This is a genomic window from Sulfitobacter sediminis, from assembly GCF_040811725.1.
Taxonomy (GTDB): domain Bacteria; phylum Pseudomonadota; class Alphaproteobacteria; order Rhodobacterales; family Rhodobacteraceae; genus Sulfitobacter; species Sulfitobacter sediminis.
In genome coordinates this window covers 287,428-309,523 of record NZ_JBFNXX010000001.1, presented here as the reverse complement: position 1 = coordinate 309,523, position 22,096 = coordinate 287,428, and the positions used below count along the sequence as shown (strand labels likewise).

The window sequence follows — 22,096 nt, the reverse complement described above, 5'->3', positions numbered from 1 at the left end:
CCACGGGCGGAACGGTTGATAGGGCAGTAAGAAACACCAAGGTATCGTTCTCTTCAAACCGAACACGTAGGGTGCGCATTCACTGCGCACCGTCCAAATTCCAAACCCACACAAAGGTGCGCATGAATGCGCACCCTACAACCTTTGCACCAAACGGGACGACGGGGTTTGCACCGGTCCGCAAAGCGGCAATCGTGCCAGTGGCGCGATTGAGGTGCGAACGGGCGGAGCCCCAGTCGTGCGCAGACGCGCGCCGCCCCCGTCACGCGAAAATCCCCTGCACGAACCACCGCGGATCGCCCCCGCGCCCGTCCCCCAGTATCCCCTCGCGATAAAGCCAGAACCGCCGCCCGTCCCCCACCTCGACCTTGTAATAATCCCGCAACCGCGTCCCCGGCCGGTCTCGCCACCACTCCGGCGACACCCGCTCGGGTCCCTCGTACCGCGCCGTGAGATACGACACCCGCCGCCAGCGAAACCGCGCGGGCGGCCCCTCGGGCACGGCATAGAGAACCGCGATCTCCTCCGGCGGATCGAGCAACCGCAAGGGCCGCTCCCGCGTCACCTCCACCGCCACCTCCGGCGCGCCCGCCATGGCCTTGACCCGCCCCTCGACCCGCTCGGGCAAATGGCTCTGACACCACGCAGACCACGTCACCTTCTCCGGCCCCAGCTTCGCCGTCAGCCGGTCGAGCAAAGCCGCCACATCCTTCCCCGCATCCCGGCTCCCATCCAGATGATCCTGATGCAAAGCCAGCGGCTCCACCCGCAGCGCCTCCAGCGTCAGCAAATCAAACCCGAACCCCGGATCGATCCCCTCCAGCTTGCCCGCCATCAGCCGCGCCAGATGCGCCGCCTCCCGGCTGGCCTGCGCCAAAGCCACCTCCCGCGACCGCCACTCGCCATCGACGCGGTAGATCGTCAGCCGCAGCCGCCGCGCCCCCAGCTCCGCCTTGGCCATCTGCCGACACAGGTCGGCGGCCAGGGCATCCAGATGCGGCACCGGGTCGATCACCGGCTCGGCCAGCCGCACCCGCGCCAGCCAGCGCACCGCATCCTCGGGCGCGTTCAAAGGGTCCGCCGTCCGCCCCAGCGCCCGGTCCAGCAGCACCAGCGGATTGATCTCCTCCGCCACCCGGTCAAAGCGTCGCATCAGCGCCACGCGCGGCACCTCCATCAGCGCGCCCAAAGTCTTCAGCCCCAGCCGCTGCAACAGCCGCACCGTATCCGCGTCGATCCTCAACGCCGCCACCGGCAGGGGGGCAATCGCCACCGCCAGATCATCCGGCCCGCAGATCACGCCGCCCTGACCGTAGCGTGCCAGCATCTGCGCCGCCCCGCGCGTCGGTGCCACCGCCAGCCGCGCGCTCAACCCCTGCATCTTGAACCGCGCACCCATATCACGCAGCATCCGCACCTCGCCGCCAAAGAGATGCGCCGCCCCGCTGATGTCCATCGTGATCCCGCCCATACCATCCCGTACGGTCCACGGGCACCAGCGCCGCGCCCACATCGCCACGCGGTCGAGAAGCTTCCGATCCCCCTCCGCATCTGACCGCTCAACGTGCAAATCCGGATGGATCGCCTGCACATCGACCACCCGCGCGCCCTCCACGATCCCCCGCCGCCGCGCCTCGGCGCTCAGCGCATGGATCACCGGCCCGTGCGTGCCCTGTTCCGACAGCACCACCGGCACGTCATCCCCGGGCAAGCTCCGCTGCTGGCTCACGATCCGCCGCCAGCGGTCCATCGCCAGATCGGGAAAGAAGGCGGAGACGATCCTTGGCCCATCGGGCTGCGGGCTCATGGCGCGCGTCCCAGACCCCCGGCGCACGCCCGCGCGCGCGAAACAGGTCCGCCTCCCACAGGGGATGCCCCGGTGCCTGTGGGTTCCACGGATGCACCTCCGAGGGCAGCGAGGTGATGCGCCACCGCTCCCGCGCCGCACTCAGCGCCCCGTGATCCCCCGACCGGATCAGCCAGACCGGCACGCCCGACGCATCCGAGCGCAACGCCAGCCGCTTGGTCGCGGTAAAGCTCAGCACCTCCGGTGCCCCGTGAATTTCCCCCACAACCGCCGACAACCCGGCGCAGGCAGCACCCTCCTCCATCGCCCAGAGCACGTCGCGCGGATGGCTCACCTCCACCCGCAACAGATCGCCCCGGAACCCGAACTGCCGCAACGCAGGCCCGTAAACCCGCCCGTTCTCGCGCCGCGACATCCGGCAAGACACCCAGAGCACAGGTGCCTCCCCATCCGGCAGACAGGACAGCACGAAGCCCGTCACCGCCCCGTCGAAGGGACCGCCCGCCAGCACGTCGCGCAGCACCGCCCCGCCGCCATTCGGGGCAGGCACGTCCGTCACCAGACGCTTGGACGACAGGGAAATCACCTGCGCATGAGGAGAATCGGTTGGCATGCATCCCTCCATTGTTCATGTTTTGTTCTTTTTGTGAAGATAGCGCAGCCGCCCCTGAAATTCCAGTCGGAACTGCATCCGGATCAGCGGGCGATCTGCCGCCCCAGCCGCACCTCGAGCAGATCACGCGAATGGGCGATCAGCTTGTCGAGCGTGCTGCTGAAGGCCTCGACTTCCTCGCGGCTCAGCGGCGCCAGGATACGCTCGTTGCTGCGGAGCACTTCGGCCATCACCTCGCCATAAAGCTTCTCGCCCTTGGCCGTGGCCCGCAGCGCCACGGCCCGCCCGTCGTTGGGATCAGGCAGGTTCTGCACCAACCCTGCCTTCAGCAGGGCCTTGATCACCCGGCTCGCCTGGCTCTTGTCCATGAATAAGAGGTCGGCGATGTCGCTCGCCCTGCAGGGTCCGCGCGCCTTGACCAGCGCCAGTACCCGCCATTCGTTCAGGCTCAGCCCGAACATTTTCTCGCTCCATTGCTGCCCCGCACGTTCCCCGATCGACACAAGCACGTTCAGCCGGAAGGTGATCACATCCTCGATGCCGCCGACGGGAGGATGCTTGCCCACCGGCGCGGCTTTCTGGAAGCCTTCGGTCATTTCACGGTTCATGGCATTCCCCCCTTCCACCACCCTACACGAGCTAGTTGAAAAAATCCATCAAGTTGGCGCGTCTGTCGTCCCGACAGAAAACGGCCCCAGCGTGACGCGCGCACAAAGAGATGTACATTCGCCCCCGAACGGCATAGAGCCCGCGCATCGCCCGATGCACCGCGGCCCTTGCTGCCACCGGCCGCCGCTTTCCAGAACAGGACTTTCCGCTTGATCAAGACCATCGCAGATGCGCTTGCCGCACAGGGATACGACACCCTTACCCCCGTGCAGGAGGCCGTCACCGACCCGGCGCTGACCGGGGCCGATCTGCTGGTCTCTGCCCAGACCGGCTCGGGCAAGACCGTGGCCTTCGGCCTTGCCATCGCGCCCACGCTGCTCGGCGACGCCACGCACTTCGGCCCCGCCGCCGCACCGCTCGCCCTTGTCATCGCCCCCACCCGCGAGCTTGCCATGCAGGTCGCGCGCGAGCTCGGCTGGCTCTACGGCCCCGCCGGGGCCATCGTGACCACCTGCGTCGGCGGCATGGACCAGCGCAGCGAACGCCGCGCGCTCGAACGCGGCGCGCATGTGGTCGTCGCCACGCCGGGCCGCCTCTGCGATCACATCAAACGCGGCAACGTCGATCTTGGTGACCTGCGCACCGTGGTGCTGGACGAGGCGGACGAGATGCTCGACCTCGGCTTTCGCGAAGAGCTGGAATTCATCCTCTCCGAGGCCCCCGAGGACCGGCGCACGCTGATGTTCTCCGCCACCGTGCCTCCTGCCATCGCCAAGCTTGCGCAATCCTTCCAGCGCGACGCGCAGCGCATCACCACCACCGGCGAAGCGCGCCAGCATGCCGACATCGAATACCGTGCGCTCGACGTGCACCCCCGCGACACCGAGAACGCGATCATCAACGTGCTGCGCTTCTACGAGGCCAAGAACGCCATCGTCTTTTGCAACACCCGTGCCGCCGTCGCGCGGCTGACGGCGAAATTCACCAACCGTGGCTTTTCCGTCGTGGCGTTGTCTGGCGAACTCACCCAGTCCGAACGCAGCAACGCGCTTCAGGCGCTTCGCGACGGGCGCGCGCGGGTCTGTATCGCCACGGACGTCGCCGCGCGCGGCATCGACCTGCCCAACCTCGAACTGGTGATCCACGCCGACCTGCCCACCAACGCCGAAACCCTGCTTCACCGCTCGGGCCGCACCGGCCGCGCCGGGCGCAAGGGCGTCTCCGCCCTGATCGTCCCCCCGAAATCCCGCGCCAAGGCCAAGCGCCTTCTGGGCTGGGCCAAGCTTCAGGCCACCTGGGCCCCCGCCCCCTCCGCCGACGAGGTGATCGCAGCGGACGAGGCACGCCTGCTCGAAGACCCCGCCTTCACCGCCCCCGTCCCCGAAGACGCCGAGGCCTTCGTCGCCACGCTCACCGAGCGCTTCACCGCCGACCAGCTGGCCGCCGCCTTCGTCAACCTCTTCCGCGCCCGCGCCTCCGCGCCCGAAGACCTGACCGACCCCGGCGAAAAGGACGACCGCCCCCGCCCCGCCTTCGGCCCCTCCGTCTGGTTCTCGCTCTCGACGGGCCGAAACGACGGGGCCGAGCCGCGCAGGCTTCTTCCCATGCTCTGCCGCCGCAGCGACCTGACCAAGGACGATATCGGTGCCATCCGCATCCGCGACGATCACAGCCTCGTGGAAATCCTCGCGACTTCTGTCCCGAAACTCGAAGCCGCCCTCGGCTCCGACATGCAGGTCGAAGACGGCGTCACAGCCACCCGCCTCGACAGCGCACCGGAGTTTGCACGCGGCCCCAAGCCCCCGGCGAAACCCCTCCGCAGCGGACCGAAACCCCATCGCAAGAAACCCTACGATCCCGACGCAGCCCCCGCCCCGCGCAAGCGCCCATCCACGCCGCCCGCGGCCGCCGCGCCGGAGGTCCGCACCCAAGAGCCGCGCAAACCCAAGGGCGAACGCCCGCCGAAATCCCCCAAGACCGAGCGCAGCCCGATGAAACCGGGGGCCAAGCCAAAGCCCAAGTCAGACGGCAGCAGCAAGCCAAAGGCCAAGCCGGTCTGGAAAAAGGACGCACCCAAGGCCGACGCCCCGCGCGGCGGCAAAGACGGTCAGCCTAGGAAAGGGAAGGACGGCAAGCCGAAGGGCGGCAGACCCTTCAAACCGCGCGAGGACAAACCGGCATCCGGCAAGGCTTACAACCGCGCCGCCGACCCGTCGAAACGCTCCACCCCACCATGCAAGGCCGGTAAACCGGGCGGCAAACCCGCCCGCGCCAGGGGCGGCGATGCCGTTCCGAAACGCGGCAAGGGCAGCTCGCGCCCAAAGTAGAACCTCCCGGCCCCGCGCCCGGGAATTTTGCAAAACTCCGGCCAAATTTATTGCAAGAAATTTGGCCTTCCCGATCTCTACTCAAGACAAAAAAGCGCCGGGGGAATACCCCGGCGCTTTCCTTACTGCGATCCAAAGCTCCGCCTCGGATCAGCTCACCGGGGCTCCGCCCGCAAAGGCTACAAACGCTCCACTGGAGCGTTTGCCCGAGCGAAGCTCGGGACTAGCCTTTGCCCTTCCACGGCACCAGGAATCGCTCGGCCCAGCGCATCAGCATGTCGATCCCGAACCCGATCACCCCGATCAGGATGATCCCCATGATCACGATATCGGTGTTCTGGAACTTTGACGCGGTCATGATCATCATGCCCGCCCCCTGCTCCGCCGCGACCAGCTCTGCCGCGACCACCGTGCCCCAGCAGACACCCATTGCGACCCGCGCGCCGGTGAAGATCTCCGGCAGCGAGTTGGGGATGATCACATACCGCATGATCTGCCACTTCGAGGCCCCCAGCGAATAGGCCGCGTGCACCTTGGAGATCTTGACGCCGGACACACCGGCACGCGCCGCAATCGCCATGATCCACAAGGCTGCAAGGAACAGCAGGATGATCTTGCCCGCCTCCCCGATGCCCGCCCAGATGATCACCAGCGGGATCAGCGCCAATGGCGGCACGGGCCGCATGAATTCCACAATGGGGTCGAACCAGCCGCGGAACCAGTTGGACAGGCCCATGGCGTAGCCCAGCGGAATACCCACGATCGCCCCCAGCAAAAAGCCCACGACAACCCGGAACAGCGAGTAGCCCAGATGCTCGAGCAGCGTGAAATTGCGAAACCCTTCCGAGGCGATGGTAAGCGTCCGGTCCCAGACCTCTTCCGGCGCGGGCAGGTACAAGGGCTCCATCTGCCAGCCCTTCGTCGGCTCAAAATTCGGCGTGCCCTTGTCCGACAGCGTGACGGAGCCGTTCGCCGTCTGCACCGTCTGTCCCGGCGCGATTTTCTGACCGTCGATGGCAATCACCTCCGCTCCGTCGTTCTTGCCGATCTCGTCGTTGCCCTGCACGTTGATCAGCCCGGTGCGCCACTGCGCAATGGTGGCCACATCGTTCTTGGCAAAACCGTCGCCCGGATCGACCTCGGGTGCCGTGACATCTTCGCCTCGCGGATGCACGATGACGGTGACGGTGGCGTCATCTGGGGCCTGTCCCTCGACTTGCGCGGTATAAGTAAAGCTTGTTTCGCCCAAAAAGGGCCCCGGTGCATGCAGGAAGGACGGCAACAGGCTGGAGCCGGTGAAGACGCCCCACATCAGGAATATCGTGATGATCGAGATCACCCCCGCCGCCCGGTTCGGCCTCACGGCACTTTCATCGCCGAAGGTCACCGTCTTGAGAGAGGTGTAATCCCGGATACCCTTGGCCAGCACCTTGGTGACGACAAAGGCACTTCCGACAAAGATCGCCACATATATCAGAAGGAAGAAAATCCCGGTCATGCCGCGTTCTCCTTCGTGCCCATGATTTCCTCTTCCATATCCCAGATCATATTGAGGATTTCCTCGCGCCGCGGCCCGAACTCGGGGTGTTTCTTGACCTCGCGCAGGTCCGCGTTCACACCCAGCTCCGCGAAGGGCAGGCGGTATTCCTTGTGAATGCGCCCCGGACGCGGGGCCATCACGATCAGCCGCTCACCCAAGAGCAGCGCCTCCTCGACCGAATGCGTGATCAGGATGATCGTCTTGCCGGTCTCCTTCCACAGCTTCAGCACCAGCGACTGCATCTTCTCCCGCGTCAGCGCGTCGAGCGCGCCCAGCGGTTCGTCCATCAGGATCACGTCGGGATCATTGGCTAGGCAGCGGGCCAAAGCCACGCGCTGCTGCATGCCCCCGGACAATTCGTATACCGCCTTTTCCTTGAAATCCTGCAAGCCCACAACGTCCAGCAGGTGGTTCACCGTCTTGGCCTTGTCCGCCTTCGGCATCCCCTTCATCGACGGGCCAAAGCCCACGTTCTCCCGCACGCTCATCCACTCGAACAGCGCCCCCTGCTGGAACACCATCCCGCGTTCCGCATCCGGACCTTTGATCTCGTGCCCGTTCAGGATCATCTTGCCCTCGGTGGGTGCCAGAAAGCCCGCCACGATGTTCAGCAGCGTGGTCTTGCCGCAACCCGACGGGCCGAGCACGCTCAGCAACTCCCCGGCCTTGAGGTCGAGCGAGACGTTCTTGAGCGCCTGGACATGCCCGCCATCGGGCAAATCAAAGCGCATGGAAATATTGTCGATTACTAGTCCTGTCATTGTCCCTGGCTTTCCGGCTTCGGTTTCCGAAGCCCAAGGGCGGGTTTGGCCCGCCTCGGTTCGATCTCGGTCAAGAGGACGATGCGGCCCCGAAGGGCCGCACCGCGCGTCGCATTACATGTTGCTCGCGGCCTGAAGCGGTCCGGTGTTCACCGTGCCCTCGTAGCTGTCGAGCGCAGAGTCGATGGAGCCCGCCCCGACGAAGACGTCCGCCACGCCCTTCATGAACGGCGCCGCGTTGCCACCCAGCCAGGCACTGGACAGCTGCTGCTCGATGGTCGGGAACTCGAACGTGTCAAGCGAGCCCTTCGCGGCCTCGGGGTCCATACCGGATTCCTGGGCAATCACGGCCAGCATCTCGTCACTCGGGTTGGCTGCCCATGCGGCGTTGGCATCCGCCGTCACCTTGAGGAACTTTGCAACCGTATCACCGTTCTCGGCAACAAAGGCGGCGGGCGCCGAAGTCACGTCGAAGACGAGGATACCCAGTTCCTGCTTCTCCGCACCGGTCAGCAGCACGTTGCCGTACTCCTTCATCCGGCCAAGCGCGCCGCCCCAGCCGCAGGCGAAATCGACCGCGCCCTGGCTGAGGGCCGCGGCACCGTCAGGCGGTGCCATGTCCACGACCTGAAGCGAGGCCACGTCAACGCCGAAATGGTCCATCTGGCGGAGGAAGCCGTAATGCGCCGCGGTGCCCAGCGGCACGGCGACCTTCTTGCCGGCGAGTTCACCCGCGCTGTCCTTGTCGATCTCCAGATCGGCGCGCACCACGCAGTTGTCGTTCTCGGCATAGGACACGGCCACGTCGACGATCTGCAGGTCCTGTCCGCCGGATGTGGCAACCACGAAGGGCGGCACGCCCTGACTGACGGAAATCTGCACGTCGCCCGAGGCCATCGCCGCCGACATCGCCGTGCCGGTCTCGAAGGTGACCCAGTTGACCTTCATGCCCAGCGCCTCGTCATAGGCGCCCGAGGCCTTGGCCGCCAAGAACGGCATCGGCCATTCAAGGAAATAGCCAACGGTAATCTCGCCGTGGCCACCGGCCAAAGCGGCCTGACCGGTCATCGCCATGACGACACCCGCCACAAATCCTGTTGTTGTCTTCTTGATCATCAGTTTCTCCCTTGTTGATCATTTTTTCCGGACCTTGCTGCCCGGTATCGTTCCGCGCCGACGCTTGCGCAGCCATTTGCGCAGTCACGCCAGAACACTAGCCGCTGGAATGAAATCGAAAGTCTCGTTTCACGACGCTTCTCACTCCAACTCCGAAATCAGCATGTCCGTTCTTGCCCCCAAGGGCAACGGATTCGGCTTCCGACTCAAATCGTGACCCATCCCTTCCCCCTTCGCGACGCCGCCACACCAGACGGCGACACACTTCAGGAATGAAGGGCCACTTGGCACCGACCGATGAGTCCAGTTTTACAGATCCCGTCCGATCTGGACCGATTGCCGTGCCGTCACGCCATCGCTGCGAAGGGGTCGTCCAGCACGCCCACCAGCGGCATCAGGAACTCACCCCCTGTCGCCGCCTGAGCCGAGGCGAAATAACCGTCGATCGCCTGCACCACGCTGTTGATGCTGCCCGCAGACCCGTCAAAGCCGCCCATCGCCCCCCGCGCATTATCCACGTTCGACATGCCACGGATGACCGCGAAATAGGCACCGATATCCGTCTTGCTGCTCAGATAGGCACGGTCCGCCGCCTGCTGGTCGATGAAGTCCTGCGTCGCACCTTGCGGCGGTGCCGCCTTGGCCCCTTCCAGCACGTTGAGGATGAACTGGTCCCGGCCCACCGCCCCGCTGTCCAGAACGCCGACCCAGAAATCGAACCCCGCCTGGTCGGCCACCCTTCCCAGTACATTGGTATAAACCGCCGTCGCGAAAGCCGAGTTGCTGAGATCGGCGGCATAGGTCGCCCGCGTCTCGTCCTGGTCGATGAACAGCGTGGCCATCTGCTGCAGGCTCGTCCCGTTCGCAAAGGCCGTCCCCCAGAAGTTCAGCCCCACCGCATCCGGCGCGCGGTTGAAATAGGCGATGTACAGCTCGATAAAGCTTTTCATCTGCGCCTCGCTCAACCCGGCGGTCCCCGCGAAAACCGTCAGATCGAAAGGCGCGATCGTCGCATCCCCAAAGGTCAGCAACTCGATATCGGTCAGCGTATCAGTCCCGTCGGTCCCGCGCCGGTCGGCCAGTGTCATGCTCTGCGCACTCAGGGTCAGCGTATAGCTTTCCCGGTTTCCGGAGTAGACGCCCGTATCCCGCCCCGCGCCGCCGTTCAGGATGTCGTTCCCGCCGCTCCCGTCGATCACATCATCGCCACCGTTCCCGCTGAGCAGGTTATCCGCGCCATTCCCGGTGACACGGTCATTGCCCGCGCCGCCCAAGGCTTCCTCGATCACGACCCCATAGGCGATGGAATAGCCGCCATCGGCCACCGTTCCGTTCTGGCTCGCCACATAGGACAGATACCCGCCGCCGCCCGCCTCAAAGGCCAGCGTCGCCGCGCGCAGGTCAATTGCCGCCGCCTCGGTCGCAAAGGAAAAATCGATCCGGTCCGTTCCCCCATTGTCCCAGATGGTCACCAGATTGCGCGTGTCGCCGTAGACCGTGTCTCCCAAGCCGGTCTGCGTGTTCGCGCCGTAAAGCAATTGCAACGCCGCGATGTCGATCGCGCCAAAGGTATTGGCTTCTCCGTAGATGTTCAGACCCGGATGCAGCGGTGATTCACCCGGCACATAGGACATCCGCGTCGTGAACTCGGTATTGAGGTTCAGATCGCCCTTGTCGTCCTGGTTTCCCACCCCCGGCAAAACCGCGGGTCCGTCGTGAGGATGTGCCAGCCCAAGCGCATGGCCGATCTCGTGGATCATCGTCACATTGTCATCGTTGTCCGCCAGCGGCCCGGTGTATTGGCTGGCGATCACGGCTATGGACCGTCCGGCTTCGAAGAACGACACATAGCCGGTGGTGTTATCAGCGAAAGACCCCACCTCGTAGAAAGAGACTGTCGCATCGCTCGACGTCGTCTCCGCGAAACTCAGGTTCGCGACCGTCGAGATATAGGCGAACAGATCACGCACGTACTGCATCTCTGCTGCCGACCATTCGACCGATACCGCGTTTGTCGTCGCGGGATCGCCGTCGTCGATCTCCGATCCGCCGGGCATGAAGCGATAGGTGACGGCGCTTGTGTAGACCCTCTCATCTGCACTGTAAGACGCGAGGGCGGCAAGAAGCGGTGAATCTTCGGGGAACATGGCAGCGTCCTTGAAAGAGGGCCTGTCGGCAACGGATCAAGTAGGCGTGCCACACCCTGCGCGAGTCAACGCATTTCTCTCCTGCGCCCCACCCTCCGCGGGATCGGGGCGCATCACCCAACCGGTCGTCGATCAGCGTTGCCGCGTCCTAGCCAAGCTTTCTGACCGACTTGTTCCCCTTGAACCGATAAGACGTCGCCTTGCCCGTGAAATAGCCGCCTTTCGAGCTGGAGAACTCGTAGCTCGTGCCATTCACTACCGCGAAGCAGTGGTCCGACCACCAGCAGATGTACTCGCCAGCCTTCCCGTCGCCCTTGAAGAACTCCACGAACTTTTCATGCGTGACATCCTCCATGTCGATCTTCTTGGCGCCCAGTTTGGCCGCCAGCCCGTCGCCGCGCCCGTCCATGCCGGAGCTCTGCTTCTTCGCCGTTCCAACGAAGGTGATGCAATCGAAGCCACGCATCGCCGGATCACGCTCGTACTTGCCGCCGTACTTGAAGAAATTCCAACCGTTGATCTTTGTGTAGTTCAGCAACCGCCCCTTGCCGTTGCCGGTGTATTTCAGCGTCTTGTCTGCCCCGATCCCAGTGTAGGAGATCGTACCCTTGAAAGGGGTCACAGGCGTGCGCAGCGTGACGACATTCGACTTGGTCTTGTCGTCCGGTTTCCCGTTCGTCGTCTCCATGGCAAAGAAATTCACCTTCTGGCCCCACAGGCTCTTACTGTCGATCAGCTTGAACAGGTCGATCAGCTGCGCCTTGCCATAGCCCTTGGTGATGTCGATGTTGTTGTCCTTCTTGTTCAGGCACAGCAGCACCTTCGACTTGGGGTCAGGGCTCTTGCCCGCCACGCTGAACTTGAAACAGGCCGAACTGATCTTTTCTTCCTCCGCTCCGCGCAGGATCAACGGCACCTTGTCGCCTTCGCCGGATTCACCCTCGCGCTGGCGCCTCTCGGCCTCCTTGATCATGTCCGAGATGCGCGAACCGGCTTCCTTAGCGACATCGCTCGCCATCTTGCCGATATCCTGGCCGCCGCTCCCGGCGCTGCGCCCCATCAGCCAGTCCCACTGGTCCTCCGCGTAATCGCCGATCTCCGATACCATATCGGCGACCTGCTTGGTGTTCAGCTTGAGATCCTTGGCCTTTGACGTGATCTCCTTGACCAGGTTCTTCTTGACCCCGTCGCGCTTCTTTGCCGCCTCGTTGGCAATCGCCTGCATCCCGCTCTCGACCTCGCCCATCACCTTGCTGGCGAAATCGGTCACATCCTTCGGACTGACACCGTAAAGCTCTGTCTCGTTCTCGGTGAACTTGTCGAACTGCTCCTTGGCGATCTTCTCGTACTTGTTGTACATCATCTCGACTGATTGCAGCGGCAGTCCGGCCTTCTTGGCCTTATCCTCCGCCACCTTCTTGAGCTTCGCGAGCGCCGAATTGCGCTGCGAGGCGATCGTCTTGAGGATCATCTGCCTCACCTTCAGCGCATTTCCGATCGCTGTCCGGATCAGGTTCTCACCCTCTCTCAGCGCATGCTGGCCAAGGTCGGCCACGTCCTTCGGCGTCATGTCGAGCACGTCGTTGCGGGCATCGGCCAGCTTGTCGAACTTGTCCAGCACAGCCTTCTCGATGTCCTTGTAGATTTCCTCAGCGGCATCCACGGGCAACCCGCTGGTCCGCGCCTGCTTGACCGCGTTCTTCGCCACTGTCTCCAGAACCTTGCGGCGCTGGTCGGCGACCATCTCGCGCAACTTGTCCCGCTTGCGGATCATCTCGGTCAAAAGCGCCTTGGCCTGCGTCTCAAGCTGCTTGATGATCCCGTCGACCTGCTTCGTGATCCTGTCCAACTCCGCATCGGCGTAATCGCCCAACCCGGCCTTGAGGTGCACGAACATGTTCGTCAGGAACCCTTCGAGGCCCAACATGACCGCGCGGGCGATGTTATAGGGCAACCCCGCGCTTTTCACGGCCTTATCGACGAATTGCTGCAGCCTGTCGCGGGCGCGCTTGCGCTCGTTCTCAATGTGCTTCTCGACTTCGGCGATCTTCGCCTTGCGCTCCGCCTCCAGCTTGGCCGGACCAGCCATCAGCGTGGTGATCGTCTTGCCGCGCGGATCGACCCGGTAGTCGGGCCTCAGCCCGCAGGCCTCCTGCTGAAACGCGCCGATCGCCTTCTCAAGCGCCCCCGAGGACTGCCCGTCCACCTTCACCTTCGAGATTTTTACCTTGCCCGCAAATCCATTCAGCAGGCTTTGCACCGTTTTCACGTCGTCGGGCAGGTTCTTGCCCTTGCGTCCCACCGACGCCTTGATCTTGGCCGCCATATTAACTTCCTCAAATACCGGGACCTTTGGAAAAGGTCTCATCCAAATCAATTGAGCCCCACGCACCGCGCAGGCGTGCCGAAAATCCATGGCACGAACAAAGCCTATTGCGCGTTTTTCTTCTCTGGCAAGCATTTCCTTGCCCTCGACCGCAGCAGCCCAAATCCCCGACCCGGAGTTTTCCGGGTTAGACAGTCCCGAAATCTGGCGCTACCCTTACGCCCAGGCTGGCCCTACTTGATTCTGCGAAAATCCCGCAAAACGTAGACATCAAAGGGCCGCCAACGCCCCGATTTCGCGTGTTTCCACAAGTTCTGAAAGGTCTGACCCATGGACGGCAACTTCAACGAAAATGATATCTCCCGCGTTGTCGAGGCAGACCGCGCGCACATCTGGCACCACCTTAGCCAGCACAAGCAATACATGGACGCCGACGCCTCCAAGCAGGTCGATCCCCGCATCATCGTCGAGGGCAAGGGCATGCGCGTCTGGGACCAGAAGGGCAAGGAGCACATCGACGCCGTCTCCGGCGGTGTCTGGACCGTCAACGTCGGCTACGGGCGCGAGCGCATCGCCGACGCCATCCGCGACCAGCTTGTAAAACTGAACTATTTCGCAGGCTCCGCAGGCTCCATCCCCGGCTCCACCTTCGCCGAGATGCTGATCGACAAGATGCCCGGCATGTCCCGCGTCTACTATTGCAACTCCGGCTCCGAGGCCAACGAGAAGGGCTTCAAGATGGTCCGCCAGATCGCGCACAAGCGCTATGGCGGCAAGAAGCACAAGGTCCTTTACCGCGACCGCGATTACCACGGCACAACCATCTCCTGCCTGTCCGCCGGCGGACAGGACGAGCGCAACGCGCAGTACGGTCCCTTCACCGACGGCTTCGTCCGCGTGCCCCATTGCCTTGAATACCGCGCCTTCGAACAGGACGGCGCGCCATCAGAGAACTACGGCGTCTGGGCAGCCGACCAGATCGAAAAGGTCATCCTGCGCGAAGGCCCCGACACCGTGGGCGGTCTCTGCCTCGAACCCGTCACTGCAGGCGGCGGCGTCATCACGCCCCCCGACGGCTACTGGGAGCGCGTGCAGGAGATTTGCAAGAAGTACGACGTGCTGCTGCACATCGACGAGGTCGTCTGCGGCGTGGGCCGCACCGGCACATGGTTCGGCTACCAGCACTACGGCATTCAGCCCGACATGGTGACCATGGCCAAGGGCGTCGCCTCGGGCTACGCCGCCATCGCCTGCCTCGTGACCACCGAAGAAGTCTTCAACATGTTCAAGGACGACCACACCGATCCGATGAACTACTTCCGCGACATCTCGACCTTTGGCGGCTGCACCGCAGGGCCCACCGCGGGCATCGAAAACATGAAAATCATCGAGGAAGAGAACCTGCTCGAGAACACCACCAAGATGGGCCACTATATGCTGGACCAGCTGCACGCGCTGGCCGACAAGCACCGCATCATCGGCCAGGTGCGCGGCAAGGGCCTGTTCCTGGGCGCCGAATTGGTCGAAGACCACGACACCCGCGCACCGGTGGCCGAAAAGCTGGTGCAGGCCGTGGTTGCCGACTGCATGGCGCAGGGCGTGATCATCGGGGCCACCAACCGCTCGCTCCCGGGCAAGAACAACACGCTCTGCTTCTCGCCCGCGCTGATCGCGAAAAAGGACGACATCGACCAGATCGTCGCCGCCGTCGACGGCGCGCTGGGCCGCGTCTTCGGCTGATACCCCAGCGCAAGGGGAAATTCTGAACCGCCGGGTCCTCCTCGGCGGTTTTCTTCTTCTTTTGGGGCGGACGATCGGCCAAAGATCGCCGGTTTGACAAATGTCATGGAACCCGGTGCAGAAACACGATGTTATTCTGCCAATCGACAACTGGAGACTACCATGAAGAAGCTCTTGCTTTCCTTCCCCCTCATCGCGGCCATCGCGGCCTGCGCCCCTGCGGACCAGCAGACCAATACCCTCGCGGGTGCCGCGTTGGGCGCCGCTGCCGGGGCCGCTGTGTCCGGCGATGACGACAAGGTCGTCGGTGCCCTGATCGGAGGTGCTGCCGGTGCCGCTGCGGGCAGCTATCTCGGCCGTACCCAATCGGGTGCCTGCGTCTACCAGCGCCCGGACGGCAGCCGCTATACCGCCGCCTGCCCATAGGCGCGGCAAATCGACCAACAGGGGCCCCCGCAGTCGCGGGGGCCCTTTCCGTTTAGCCCAGAGAAAATGGTGCTGCATTTGCCACAAAATGGGCACCATTCTTACACCCGAAGTTCAAGTTCTCAGGTCATAGCGAAGGGATGGCAACTTTCGACTATCTCGGCTACGACGACGATCAGATCACCTGGCCGGGGGGCACCCCGACCAACGGTGACACGATCACATTCACCCAGCCGTCTGACCATACCATTTCCATCACCGACAATGATACGTTCCTGCAGGACGGCACCGACGACCGCGACGACGAGGATACCGACCAGACGGTCGTTGTCCTGGACGAGTTCGGCAATCCCGAAGCTTCCGGCCAGGTTCAGCCCCGCAGGGAGATTACGCTCGGCGACGGTACGAACACTTTCAAGATGACAGAAATCTTCATCGCGTCGAGCAACTCGTACTATTACATCTTCCAAGAGCCCGCCCCCGCCCTCAACACGGAATACACGGTCACTTCGGTAACCACGCCAAACAGCACGCAGTACAGTTCATTCTCGGCGCAGGGGGTTGCCTGTTTTGGCGCCGGAACGCTGATCCGTACTCCCGAAGGCGACAGGCCGGTCGACTCCCTGCGCATCGGCGATCTTGTCACCACGCTGGACCGAGGCGATCAGCCGATTCTCTGGATCGGTGGGCCGCACGTCAGCTGGATTGAAATGAATCGCCGCAAGGGTCTGCGCGCCTTTCGGGTGAGTGCGGGTACTTTCGGCCCGGGCGCGCCATTTGCCGACACCTGTTTCTCCCGTCAGCATCGCGTCTTTCTCGATCGCACAATGCTTGGCGGCCATGCTACGAACCTCGATGCCGCGCTTGCCCCGGTACATGCCTTCAGCGCTCTTGCCGGTGTCGAGGAGATCACTCCACCGACCGGCATGCGGTACTATCATATCCTCACACATGACCATAACATCCTGTACTCCAACGGGATGTTGTCCGAGACGCTCTTGCTCACACCCTACAGCCGGATGACCGCGGATGCCGGCATCGACGGGCTATTGCGTCGTTCAGAGAGCCTGATGGCACAGCCAATGCAACCGGCCCGACCTATCCTGCACAACGCGATCGCGCGGCAAATCGCGAAACGCTGGACGGTATCCGGCGCGGCATTCGATCTGGCTGGCTGACTTCCCTTCTTTCACATCTTTCCAGCAATCGAAGCGGTCCGATGCGGCGCAATGCGCGCGACGTCCATACCTTGATGATTCATGGGTTTTCCGGGCAATACGACAGACAATCCTGTAAATCTCTGAATTTGCTTCGAAAAGGGGTGCGCGGTTTGCCCTCGACTCGATGCGAGGGATAGCGTAGTATGTAAGCGCTTACATATTCTTAATGATACTTTCAGTCTCATTTTCATATTTACTTTTTGCCAGAAGAGTCGTACATTAATAATACAGGCACTTGAAATTGACGATCTGATCATGCCAGATTTTGGCTAATATAGGTCCAGTACATGCTCGCCTCATGACCCTACCCGTCGAAACCTTCTTCCTCCATCCGGAGGCACAGGGCACGCTCCAGCAGCAGATCCAGCAGATGATCGCGCGGGGCATCCTGTCAGGACGGTTCCAGAAGGGAGAGAAGCTGCCGTCGACGCGCAAGCTGGCGGCGCACCTCGGCGTCAGCCGCATCACCGTTACGATCGCCTACACTGAATTGCAGGCCAACGACTACCTCGTCTCGAAGGGGCGCTCGGGGTATTACGTTTCCGAGAACGCCCCCTCGCCCCCCACCTTCACGGCCACGCCGGAAGGTACCGACGCGGTGGACTGGCACCGCGCCATCGGCCAGAAGTTCAGCGGCGGCCGATCTCTGAGCAAGCCGCAGGACTGGGCCCGCTTCCGCTATCCCTTCATATACGGCCAGGCGGACCCCACGCTCTTTGACCACGCCAACTGGCGGCTTTGCGCCCTTCAGGCGCTTGGTCAACGGGACTTTAACGCGCTGACCACGGACTACTTTGACCAGGACGATCCGCAGCTGATCGAGTTTATCGCGCGCCACATTCTGCCGCGTCGCGGGATCACCGCGAATCCCGATCAAATCCTGATCACCCTCGGCGCTCAGAACGCGCTGTGGCTGACCACTCAGGTGCTTCTGACCCAGCGCCGCCGTGCCGTGCTGGAAGACCCCTGCTATCCCGCGCTGCGCGACATCCTCTCGCAGTCCCGCTGCCATGTGACGCCCGTTCGCGTGGATCAGGACGGCCTGCCGCCCTACGCGATCCCGCCCGATACGGACGTGATCTTTACCACCCCCAGCCACCAGTGTCCGACGAACGCGACGATGCCGATGGAGCGGCGGCGCGCTTTGCTGGAACGCGCGCAGGAGATCGAGGCGCTGATCGTCGAAGACGATTACGAGTTCGAGATGTCTTTCCTCAAGTCACCCTCGCCCGCGCTGAAATCGCTCGATTCAGACGGCCGTGTGATCTATGTCGGCAGCTTCTCGAAATCGCTCTTCCCCGGTCTGCGGCTGGGCTATCTCGTCGGCTCCCAGCCCTTCATTCGCGAGGCGCGCGCGCTTCGCGCCTCCGTGCTGCGCCACCCGCCTGGTCATATCCAGCGCACAACCGCCTATTTCCTGTCGCTTGGGCATTATGATGCGCTGATCCGCCGGATGGGCGCGGCACTTCAGGAACGGCGCAAAGCGATGGAAGCCGCGCTGGCGGACAACGGTCTGCAGATTTCGGGGCGGGGATATTTTGGTGGCTCGTCTTTCTGGATGCGCGCCCCGCGCGAAATCAACACCAGCGATCTTGCCCGCAGACTGCAGGCGCGAAGCGTCCTGATCGAACCGGGTCACGCCTTTTTCGCCGGAAGCCACCAGCCCTCGAACTATTTCCGCCTCGCCTATTCCTCGATCCCCAGCAACCGGATCCGGGAAGGCGTCAACCTGATCGCCGAGGAGATGGCCGTTGTTGCATGATCTGGACTGATCCGACCTTCGTCATTGGCCCTACCAGAAAAAACCTTTCACGGTAGTTTCGGGCCAAGATTCGCCACCACCCGTTCAATCAAGGATGTTCTGCCATGAAAATGACCACCGAAGAGGCTTTCGTCAAAGTCCTCCAGCGCCACGGTATCGACAACGCCTTCGGGATCATCGGCTCTGCCATGATGCCTATCTCCGATCTGTTCCCCACCGCAGGGATCAAGTTCTGGGACTGCGCCCATGAGGGCAGCGCCGGCATGATGTCGGACGGCTACACACGCGCCACCGGCAAGATGTCGATGATGATCGCGCAGAACGGCCCCGGAATCACCAACTTCGTCACCGCCGTGAAAACGGCATACTGGAACCATACGCCGCTTCTGCTGGTCACGCCGCAAGCCGCCAACAAGACCATCGGTCAGGGCGGTTTCCAGGAAGTCGAGCAGATGAAGCTGTTCGAGGACATGGTCGCCTACCAGGAAGAAGTGCGCGACCCGTCCCGCGTGGCCGAGGTGCTGACGCGCGTGATCAGCCAGGCCAAGCGCCTGTCCGGCCCTGCGCAGATCAACATTCCGCGCGATTTCTGGACGCAGGTCGTGGATATCGAGATCCCCGATCCCATCGAGTTCGAGCGGTCTCCGGGCGGCGAAAACTCGGTCGCCGCAGCTGCCAAGCTGCTGTCCGAGGCCAAGAACCCCGTGATCCTCAATGGCGCTGGCGTGGTGCTGTCCACCGGCGGCATCGAGGCTTCCAAGGCACTGGCCGAGCGTCTGGATGCGCCTGTCTGCGTGGGCTACCAGCACAATGACGCCTTCCCCGGCTCGCATCCGCTGTTCGCGGGCCCGCTGGGCTATAACGGGTCCAAGGCGGCGATGGAGCTGATCAAGGACGCGGACGTCGTTCTGTGCCTTGGCACCCGTCTGAACCCGTTTTCGACCCTGCCGGGTTACGGCATGGAGTACTGGCCCAAGGAGGCAAAAATCATCCAGGTCGACATTAACCCTGACCGCATCGGCCTGACCAAGAAGGTCACGGTTGGCATCGTCGGCGACGCGGCCAAGGTGGCCAATGGCATTCTGAACGGTCTGGCGGATGACGCGGGCGATGCAGGCCGCGCCGACCGCAAAGCCAAGATCGCCAAGGCCAAGTCGACCTGGGCGCAGCAGCTTTCCTCGATGGATCACGAGCAGGACGACCCCGGCACCACCTGGAACGAGCGCGCCCGCGCGGCCAAGCCCGACTGGATGTCCCCCCGCATGGCATGGCGCGCAATTCAGTCCGCGCTGCCGCGTGAAGCGATCATCTCTTCCGACATCGGCAACAACTGTGCCATCGGCAACGCCTATCCGGACTTTGACGAGGGCCGTAAGTACCTTGCGCCCGGTCTCTTTGGCCCCTGTGGCTATGGCCTGCCCGCCATCGTCGGCGCCAAGATCGGTTGCCCGGATGTGCCGGTTGTCGGTTTCGCCGGTGACGGTGCCTTCGGCATCGCGGTGAACGAACTGACAGCCATCGGTCGTGGCGACTGGCCGGCGGTGACGCAGATCGTCTTCCGCAACTACCAGTGGGGCGCGGAAAAGCGGAACTCGACGCTGTGGTTCGATGACAACTTCGTCGGCACCGAGCTGGACGAGGAGGTCTCCTACGCCGGGATCGCCAAGGCCTGCGGTCTGGAAGGCGTTGTTGCCCGCACCATGGACGAGCTAACCGCCGCGCTGAACAAGGCGATCGAGGACCAGATGAAGCATGGCAAGACCACGCTGATCGAAGCCATGATTAACCAGGAACTGGGCGAGCCCTTCCGCCGCGACGCGATGAAGAAGCCGGTTGCGGTGGCAGGCATCAGCAAGGACGACATGCGTCCGCAGCAGGTCGCCTGATCGGTGCCATCCGAACGGGCACATAAAAGGGGCAGGCCATGACGGTGCTGCAAGAGCTTCGCGCTCGCGCCGCGTCCAAGCCTGCCCATATCGTCATGAGCGAAGGCCACGATCCCCGGATCGTGGCCGGCGCGCTTGAAGCGACGATGGCCGGGATTGCGCGGATCACGCTGGTCGGGACACGCGCGACGGTCGAAGAACGCCTGCACCAGGCGGGCGTGACTGGCAGCGACGACATCACGATCCAGGACCCGGCAACATCGGATCTGACCGACGAAGTCGCCCGGAGTTTCTACGAGTTGCGAAAGCACAAGGGCATCCGCGAGGATTATGCCGCCGAACAGGCGCGCGACCCGCTTGTTTTTGCCGCGATGATGGTGCGCAATGGCCATGCAGATGGCACGGTGGGCGGTGCGATCCATACCACCTCAGACACGGTGCGCGCGGCGTTGCAGTGTATCGGCAAGGCCCCCGAGGCACCGCTGGTCTCCAGCTTTTTCCTGATGGCCCTGCCTGACGGGCATTCCTCGGGGCGCCGCGCCCTCACATTCGGCGATTGCGGCCTCGTGATCGACCCTGACACAGAGGAACTGGCCGCGATTGCCGCCGCCTCTGCCAATTCACACCGGCAGCTTCTGGGCGAAGAACCCAAGGTGGCGCTGCTGAGCTTTTCCACCATGGGCAGCGCAAAGCACCCCAGCGTGACCAAGGTTGCCGAGGCCGCACGGCTGTTGAAGGAAAGACATCCCAAGCTAGCGTCGGATGGTGAGATGCAGTTCGACGCGGCCTTCGTGCCGTCGGTCGGGGCGTCCAAGGCACCCGGATCGCCCGTGGCCGGTCATGCCAATGTGATGATCTTTCCCAACCTCGACGCGGGCAACATCGGTTACAAGATCGCGCAGCGGATCGGCGGGGCGCAGGCCATCGGGCCGATCCTGCAGGGGCTGAACAAGCCAGCGAACGACCTGTCGCGGGGCTGCAACATCACCGATGTGACCAACATGATCGCCGTGACAGTGCTGCAAGCGGCCGCGGACGATGGGTGAGCCATGGCTGTTTTTGCCCATCTCCCCCGCCGAAACGGCCCTGCTGACAGCAATCGTCCTTGTCGCCGGGCTGGTACGAGGGTTCGCGGGCTTTGCGCTTTCCGCGCTGGTGATGGCTTCGGCGGCAAGCTTTATCGCACCGATCCTGCTGATCCCGGTTCTCTGGTTTCAGGAAATGGCGGCCAGTATCCTGATGGCGCGCGGCGGCTGGCAGGACGCGGACCGGCCGCGCACGGCACTTCTGGTGGTCGGCAACTGGATCGGCTGGCCGCTGGGCCTGTGGATGACGGTCAGCCTGCCGGTGGACACATCAAGCCAGGTCGCCCTGGGGGTGATCCTCGCTCTTGCCGCTTTGCAATTGCTCAGGGTCAGCATACCGGCGCTCGCCAGCCACGCGGGCACGCTCATCGCCGGGACGATCGCGGGGATCGTCTCAGGTGTGGCGCATGTCGGCGGCCTTGTCGTCGCCCTCTACGTGCTGAGCCAGGGCAACACCGCGCGGTCGATGCGCGGCACGCTAGTGCTGTATCTTTTCATCGGCTCGCTGGGCGCGCTGGTCTATCTGCTTTATTTCGGTGTCATGACGCGTGCCGCGACGCTTGGCTCGCTGACACTGGTACCTGTCACCCTTCTTGGCGTATTCCTAGGTACCAAGCTCTTCAATCCCCGGTGGGAACCTTACTACAAGCACTTCTGCCTCTGGCTCCTTATCGGGCTGGCGGCGGCGTCGCTGCTGCGCAGCGTGATCTGACATGAAAAGGACCTGAACA

16 protein-coding genes are annotated in these 22,096 nt (G+C 63.4%); 8 read left to right on the top strand and 8 right to left on the bottom strand.

Going from position 1 to position 22,096, the window contains the following annotated elements:
• Positions 1 to 262 precede the first annotated feature (262 nt).
• From AB2B41_RS01485 to AB2B41_RS01475, 3 genes are all read right to left on the bottom strand, one after another.
• On the bottom strand, positions 263 to 1,807 hold the full coding sequence (locus tag AB2B41_RS01485; RefSeq protein WP_367875967.1) for a Y-family DNA polymerase: 1,545 nt from the start codon (positions 1,805 to 1,807) through the stop codon (positions 263 to 265).
• Entirely contained in the window at positions 1,698 to 2,420 is a 723-nt protein-coding gene (locus tag AB2B41_RS01480) for an ImuA family protein (protein WP_367875966.1), read from the bottom strand. The genes AB2B41_RS01485 and AB2B41_RS01480 overlap by 110 nt, the downstream gene beginning before the upstream one ends.
• An 83-nt stretch (positions 2,421 to 2,503) precedes the next feature.
• Positions 2,504 to 3,028, bottom strand: a complete 525-nt coding sequence (locus AB2B41_RS01475) for a MarR family winged helix-turn-helix transcriptional regulator (RefSeq protein WP_367875965.1) — start codon at positions 3,026 to 3,028, stop codon at positions 2,504 to 2,506.
• Positions 3,029 to 3,238: 210 nt separating this feature from the next.
• Here AB2B41_RS01475 and AB2B41_RS01470 point away from each other — a divergent pair, with 210 nt between their 5' ends.
• A complete protein-coding gene (locus tag AB2B41_RS01470; protein WP_367875964.1) occupies positions 3,239 to 5,356 on the top strand; it encodes a DEAD/DEAH box helicase in 2,118 nt (705 codons plus the stop codon).
• Between the two features lie 223 nt (positions 5,357 to 5,579).
• On the opposite strand, the gene AB2B41_RS01465 is transcribed toward AB2B41_RS01470, so the two are convergent.
• From AB2B41_RS01465 to AB2B41_RS01445, 5 genes are all read right to left on the bottom strand, one after another.
• Positions 5,580 to 6,845 (bottom strand): ABC transporter permease, encoded by a 1,266-nt coding sequence (locus AB2B41_RS01465; protein ID WP_367876166.1) that lies wholly within the window; start codon positions 6,843 to 6,845, stop codon positions 5,580 to 5,582.
• Between the two features lie 5 nt (positions 6,846 to 6,850).
• Complete coding sequence (locus tag AB2B41_RS01460) at positions 6,851 to 7,657, bottom strand: taurine ABC transporter ATP-binding protein (protein ID WP_367875963.1); 807 nt, start codon at positions 7,655 to 7,657, stop codon at positions 6,851 to 6,853.
• Positions 7,658 to 7,771: 114 nt separating this feature from the next.
• The gene (locus AB2B41_RS01455) at positions 7,772 to 8,773 is read right to left on the bottom strand and encodes a taurine ABC transporter substrate-binding protein (protein ID WP_367875962.1); all 1,002 of its coding nucleotides are present in this window, start codon (positions 8,771 to 8,773) and stop codon (positions 7,772 to 7,774) included.
• Between the two features lie 347 nt (positions 8,774 to 9,120).
• Positions 9,121 to 10,920, bottom strand: a complete 1,800-nt coding sequence (locus AB2B41_RS01450; RefSeq protein ID WP_367875961.1) for a DUF4214 domain-containing protein — start codon at positions 10,918 to 10,920, stop codon at positions 9,121 to 9,123.
• A gap of 148 nt (positions 10,921 to 11,068) precedes the next feature.
• The gene (locus tag AB2B41_RS01445; RefSeq protein ID WP_367875960.1) at positions 11,069 to 13,246 is read right to left on the bottom strand and encodes a peptidoglycan-binding domain-containing protein; all 2,178 of its coding nucleotides are present in this window, start codon (positions 13,244 to 13,246) and stop codon (positions 11,069 to 11,071) included.
• A gap of 330 nt (positions 13,247 to 13,576) precedes the next feature.
• On the opposite strand from AB2B41_RS01445, the gene AB2B41_RS01440 reads away from it, so the two are divergent.
• The 7 genes from AB2B41_RS01440 to AB2B41_RS01410 all read left to right on the top strand — a co-directional run bounded on the left by AB2B41_RS01440 (position 13,577) and on the right by AB2B41_RS01410 (position 22,077).
• Positions 13,577 to 14,986 (top strand): aminotransferase family protein, encoded by a 1,410-nt coding sequence (locus AB2B41_RS01440; RefSeq protein ID WP_367875959.1) that lies wholly within the window; start codon positions 13,577 to 13,579, stop codon positions 14,984 to 14,986.
• Positions 14,987 to 15,148: 162 nt separating this feature from the next.
• The gene (locus AB2B41_RS01435; protein WP_367875958.1) at positions 15,149 to 15,412 is read left to right on the top strand and encodes a glycine zipper 2TM domain-containing protein; all 264 of its coding nucleotides are present in this window, start codon (positions 15,149 to 15,151) and stop codon (positions 15,410 to 15,412) included.
• A 140-nt stretch (positions 15,413 to 15,552) separates the two neighbouring features.
• A complete protein-coding gene (locus tag AB2B41_RS01430) occupies positions 15,553 to 16,590 on the top strand; it encodes a Hint domain-containing protein (protein ID WP_367875957.1) in 1,038 nt (345 codons plus the stop codon).
• Positions 16,591 to 16,930: 340 nt separating this feature from the next.
• Complete coding sequence (gene pdxR, locus AB2B41_RS01425) at positions 16,931 to 18,394, top strand: MocR-like pyridoxine biosynthesis transcription factor PdxR (RefSeq protein ID WP_367875956.1); 1,464 nt, start codon at positions 16,931 to 16,933, stop codon at positions 18,392 to 18,394.
• Positions 18,395 to 18,498: 104 nt separating this feature from the next.
• Complete coding sequence (gene xsc, locus AB2B41_RS01420; RefSeq protein ID WP_367875955.1) at positions 18,499 to 20,280, top strand: sulfoacetaldehyde acetyltransferase; 1,782 nt, start codon at positions 18,499 to 18,501, stop codon at positions 20,278 to 20,280.
• 38 nt (positions 20,281 to 20,318) lie between these two features.
• Positions 20,319 to 21,326, top strand: coding sequence for a phosphate acetyltransferase (gene pta / locus AB2B41_RS01415; RefSeq protein WP_367875954.1), 1,008 nt, complete (start codon positions 20,319 to 20,321; stop codon positions 21,324 to 21,326).
• A complete protein-coding gene (locus AB2B41_RS01410; protein WP_367875953.1) occupies positions 21,319 to 22,077 on the top strand; it encodes a TSUP family transporter in 759 nt (252 codons plus the stop codon). The genes pta and AB2B41_RS01410 overlap by 8 nt, the downstream gene beginning before the upstream one ends.
• Positions 22,078 to 22,096: the final 19 nt, after the last annotated feature.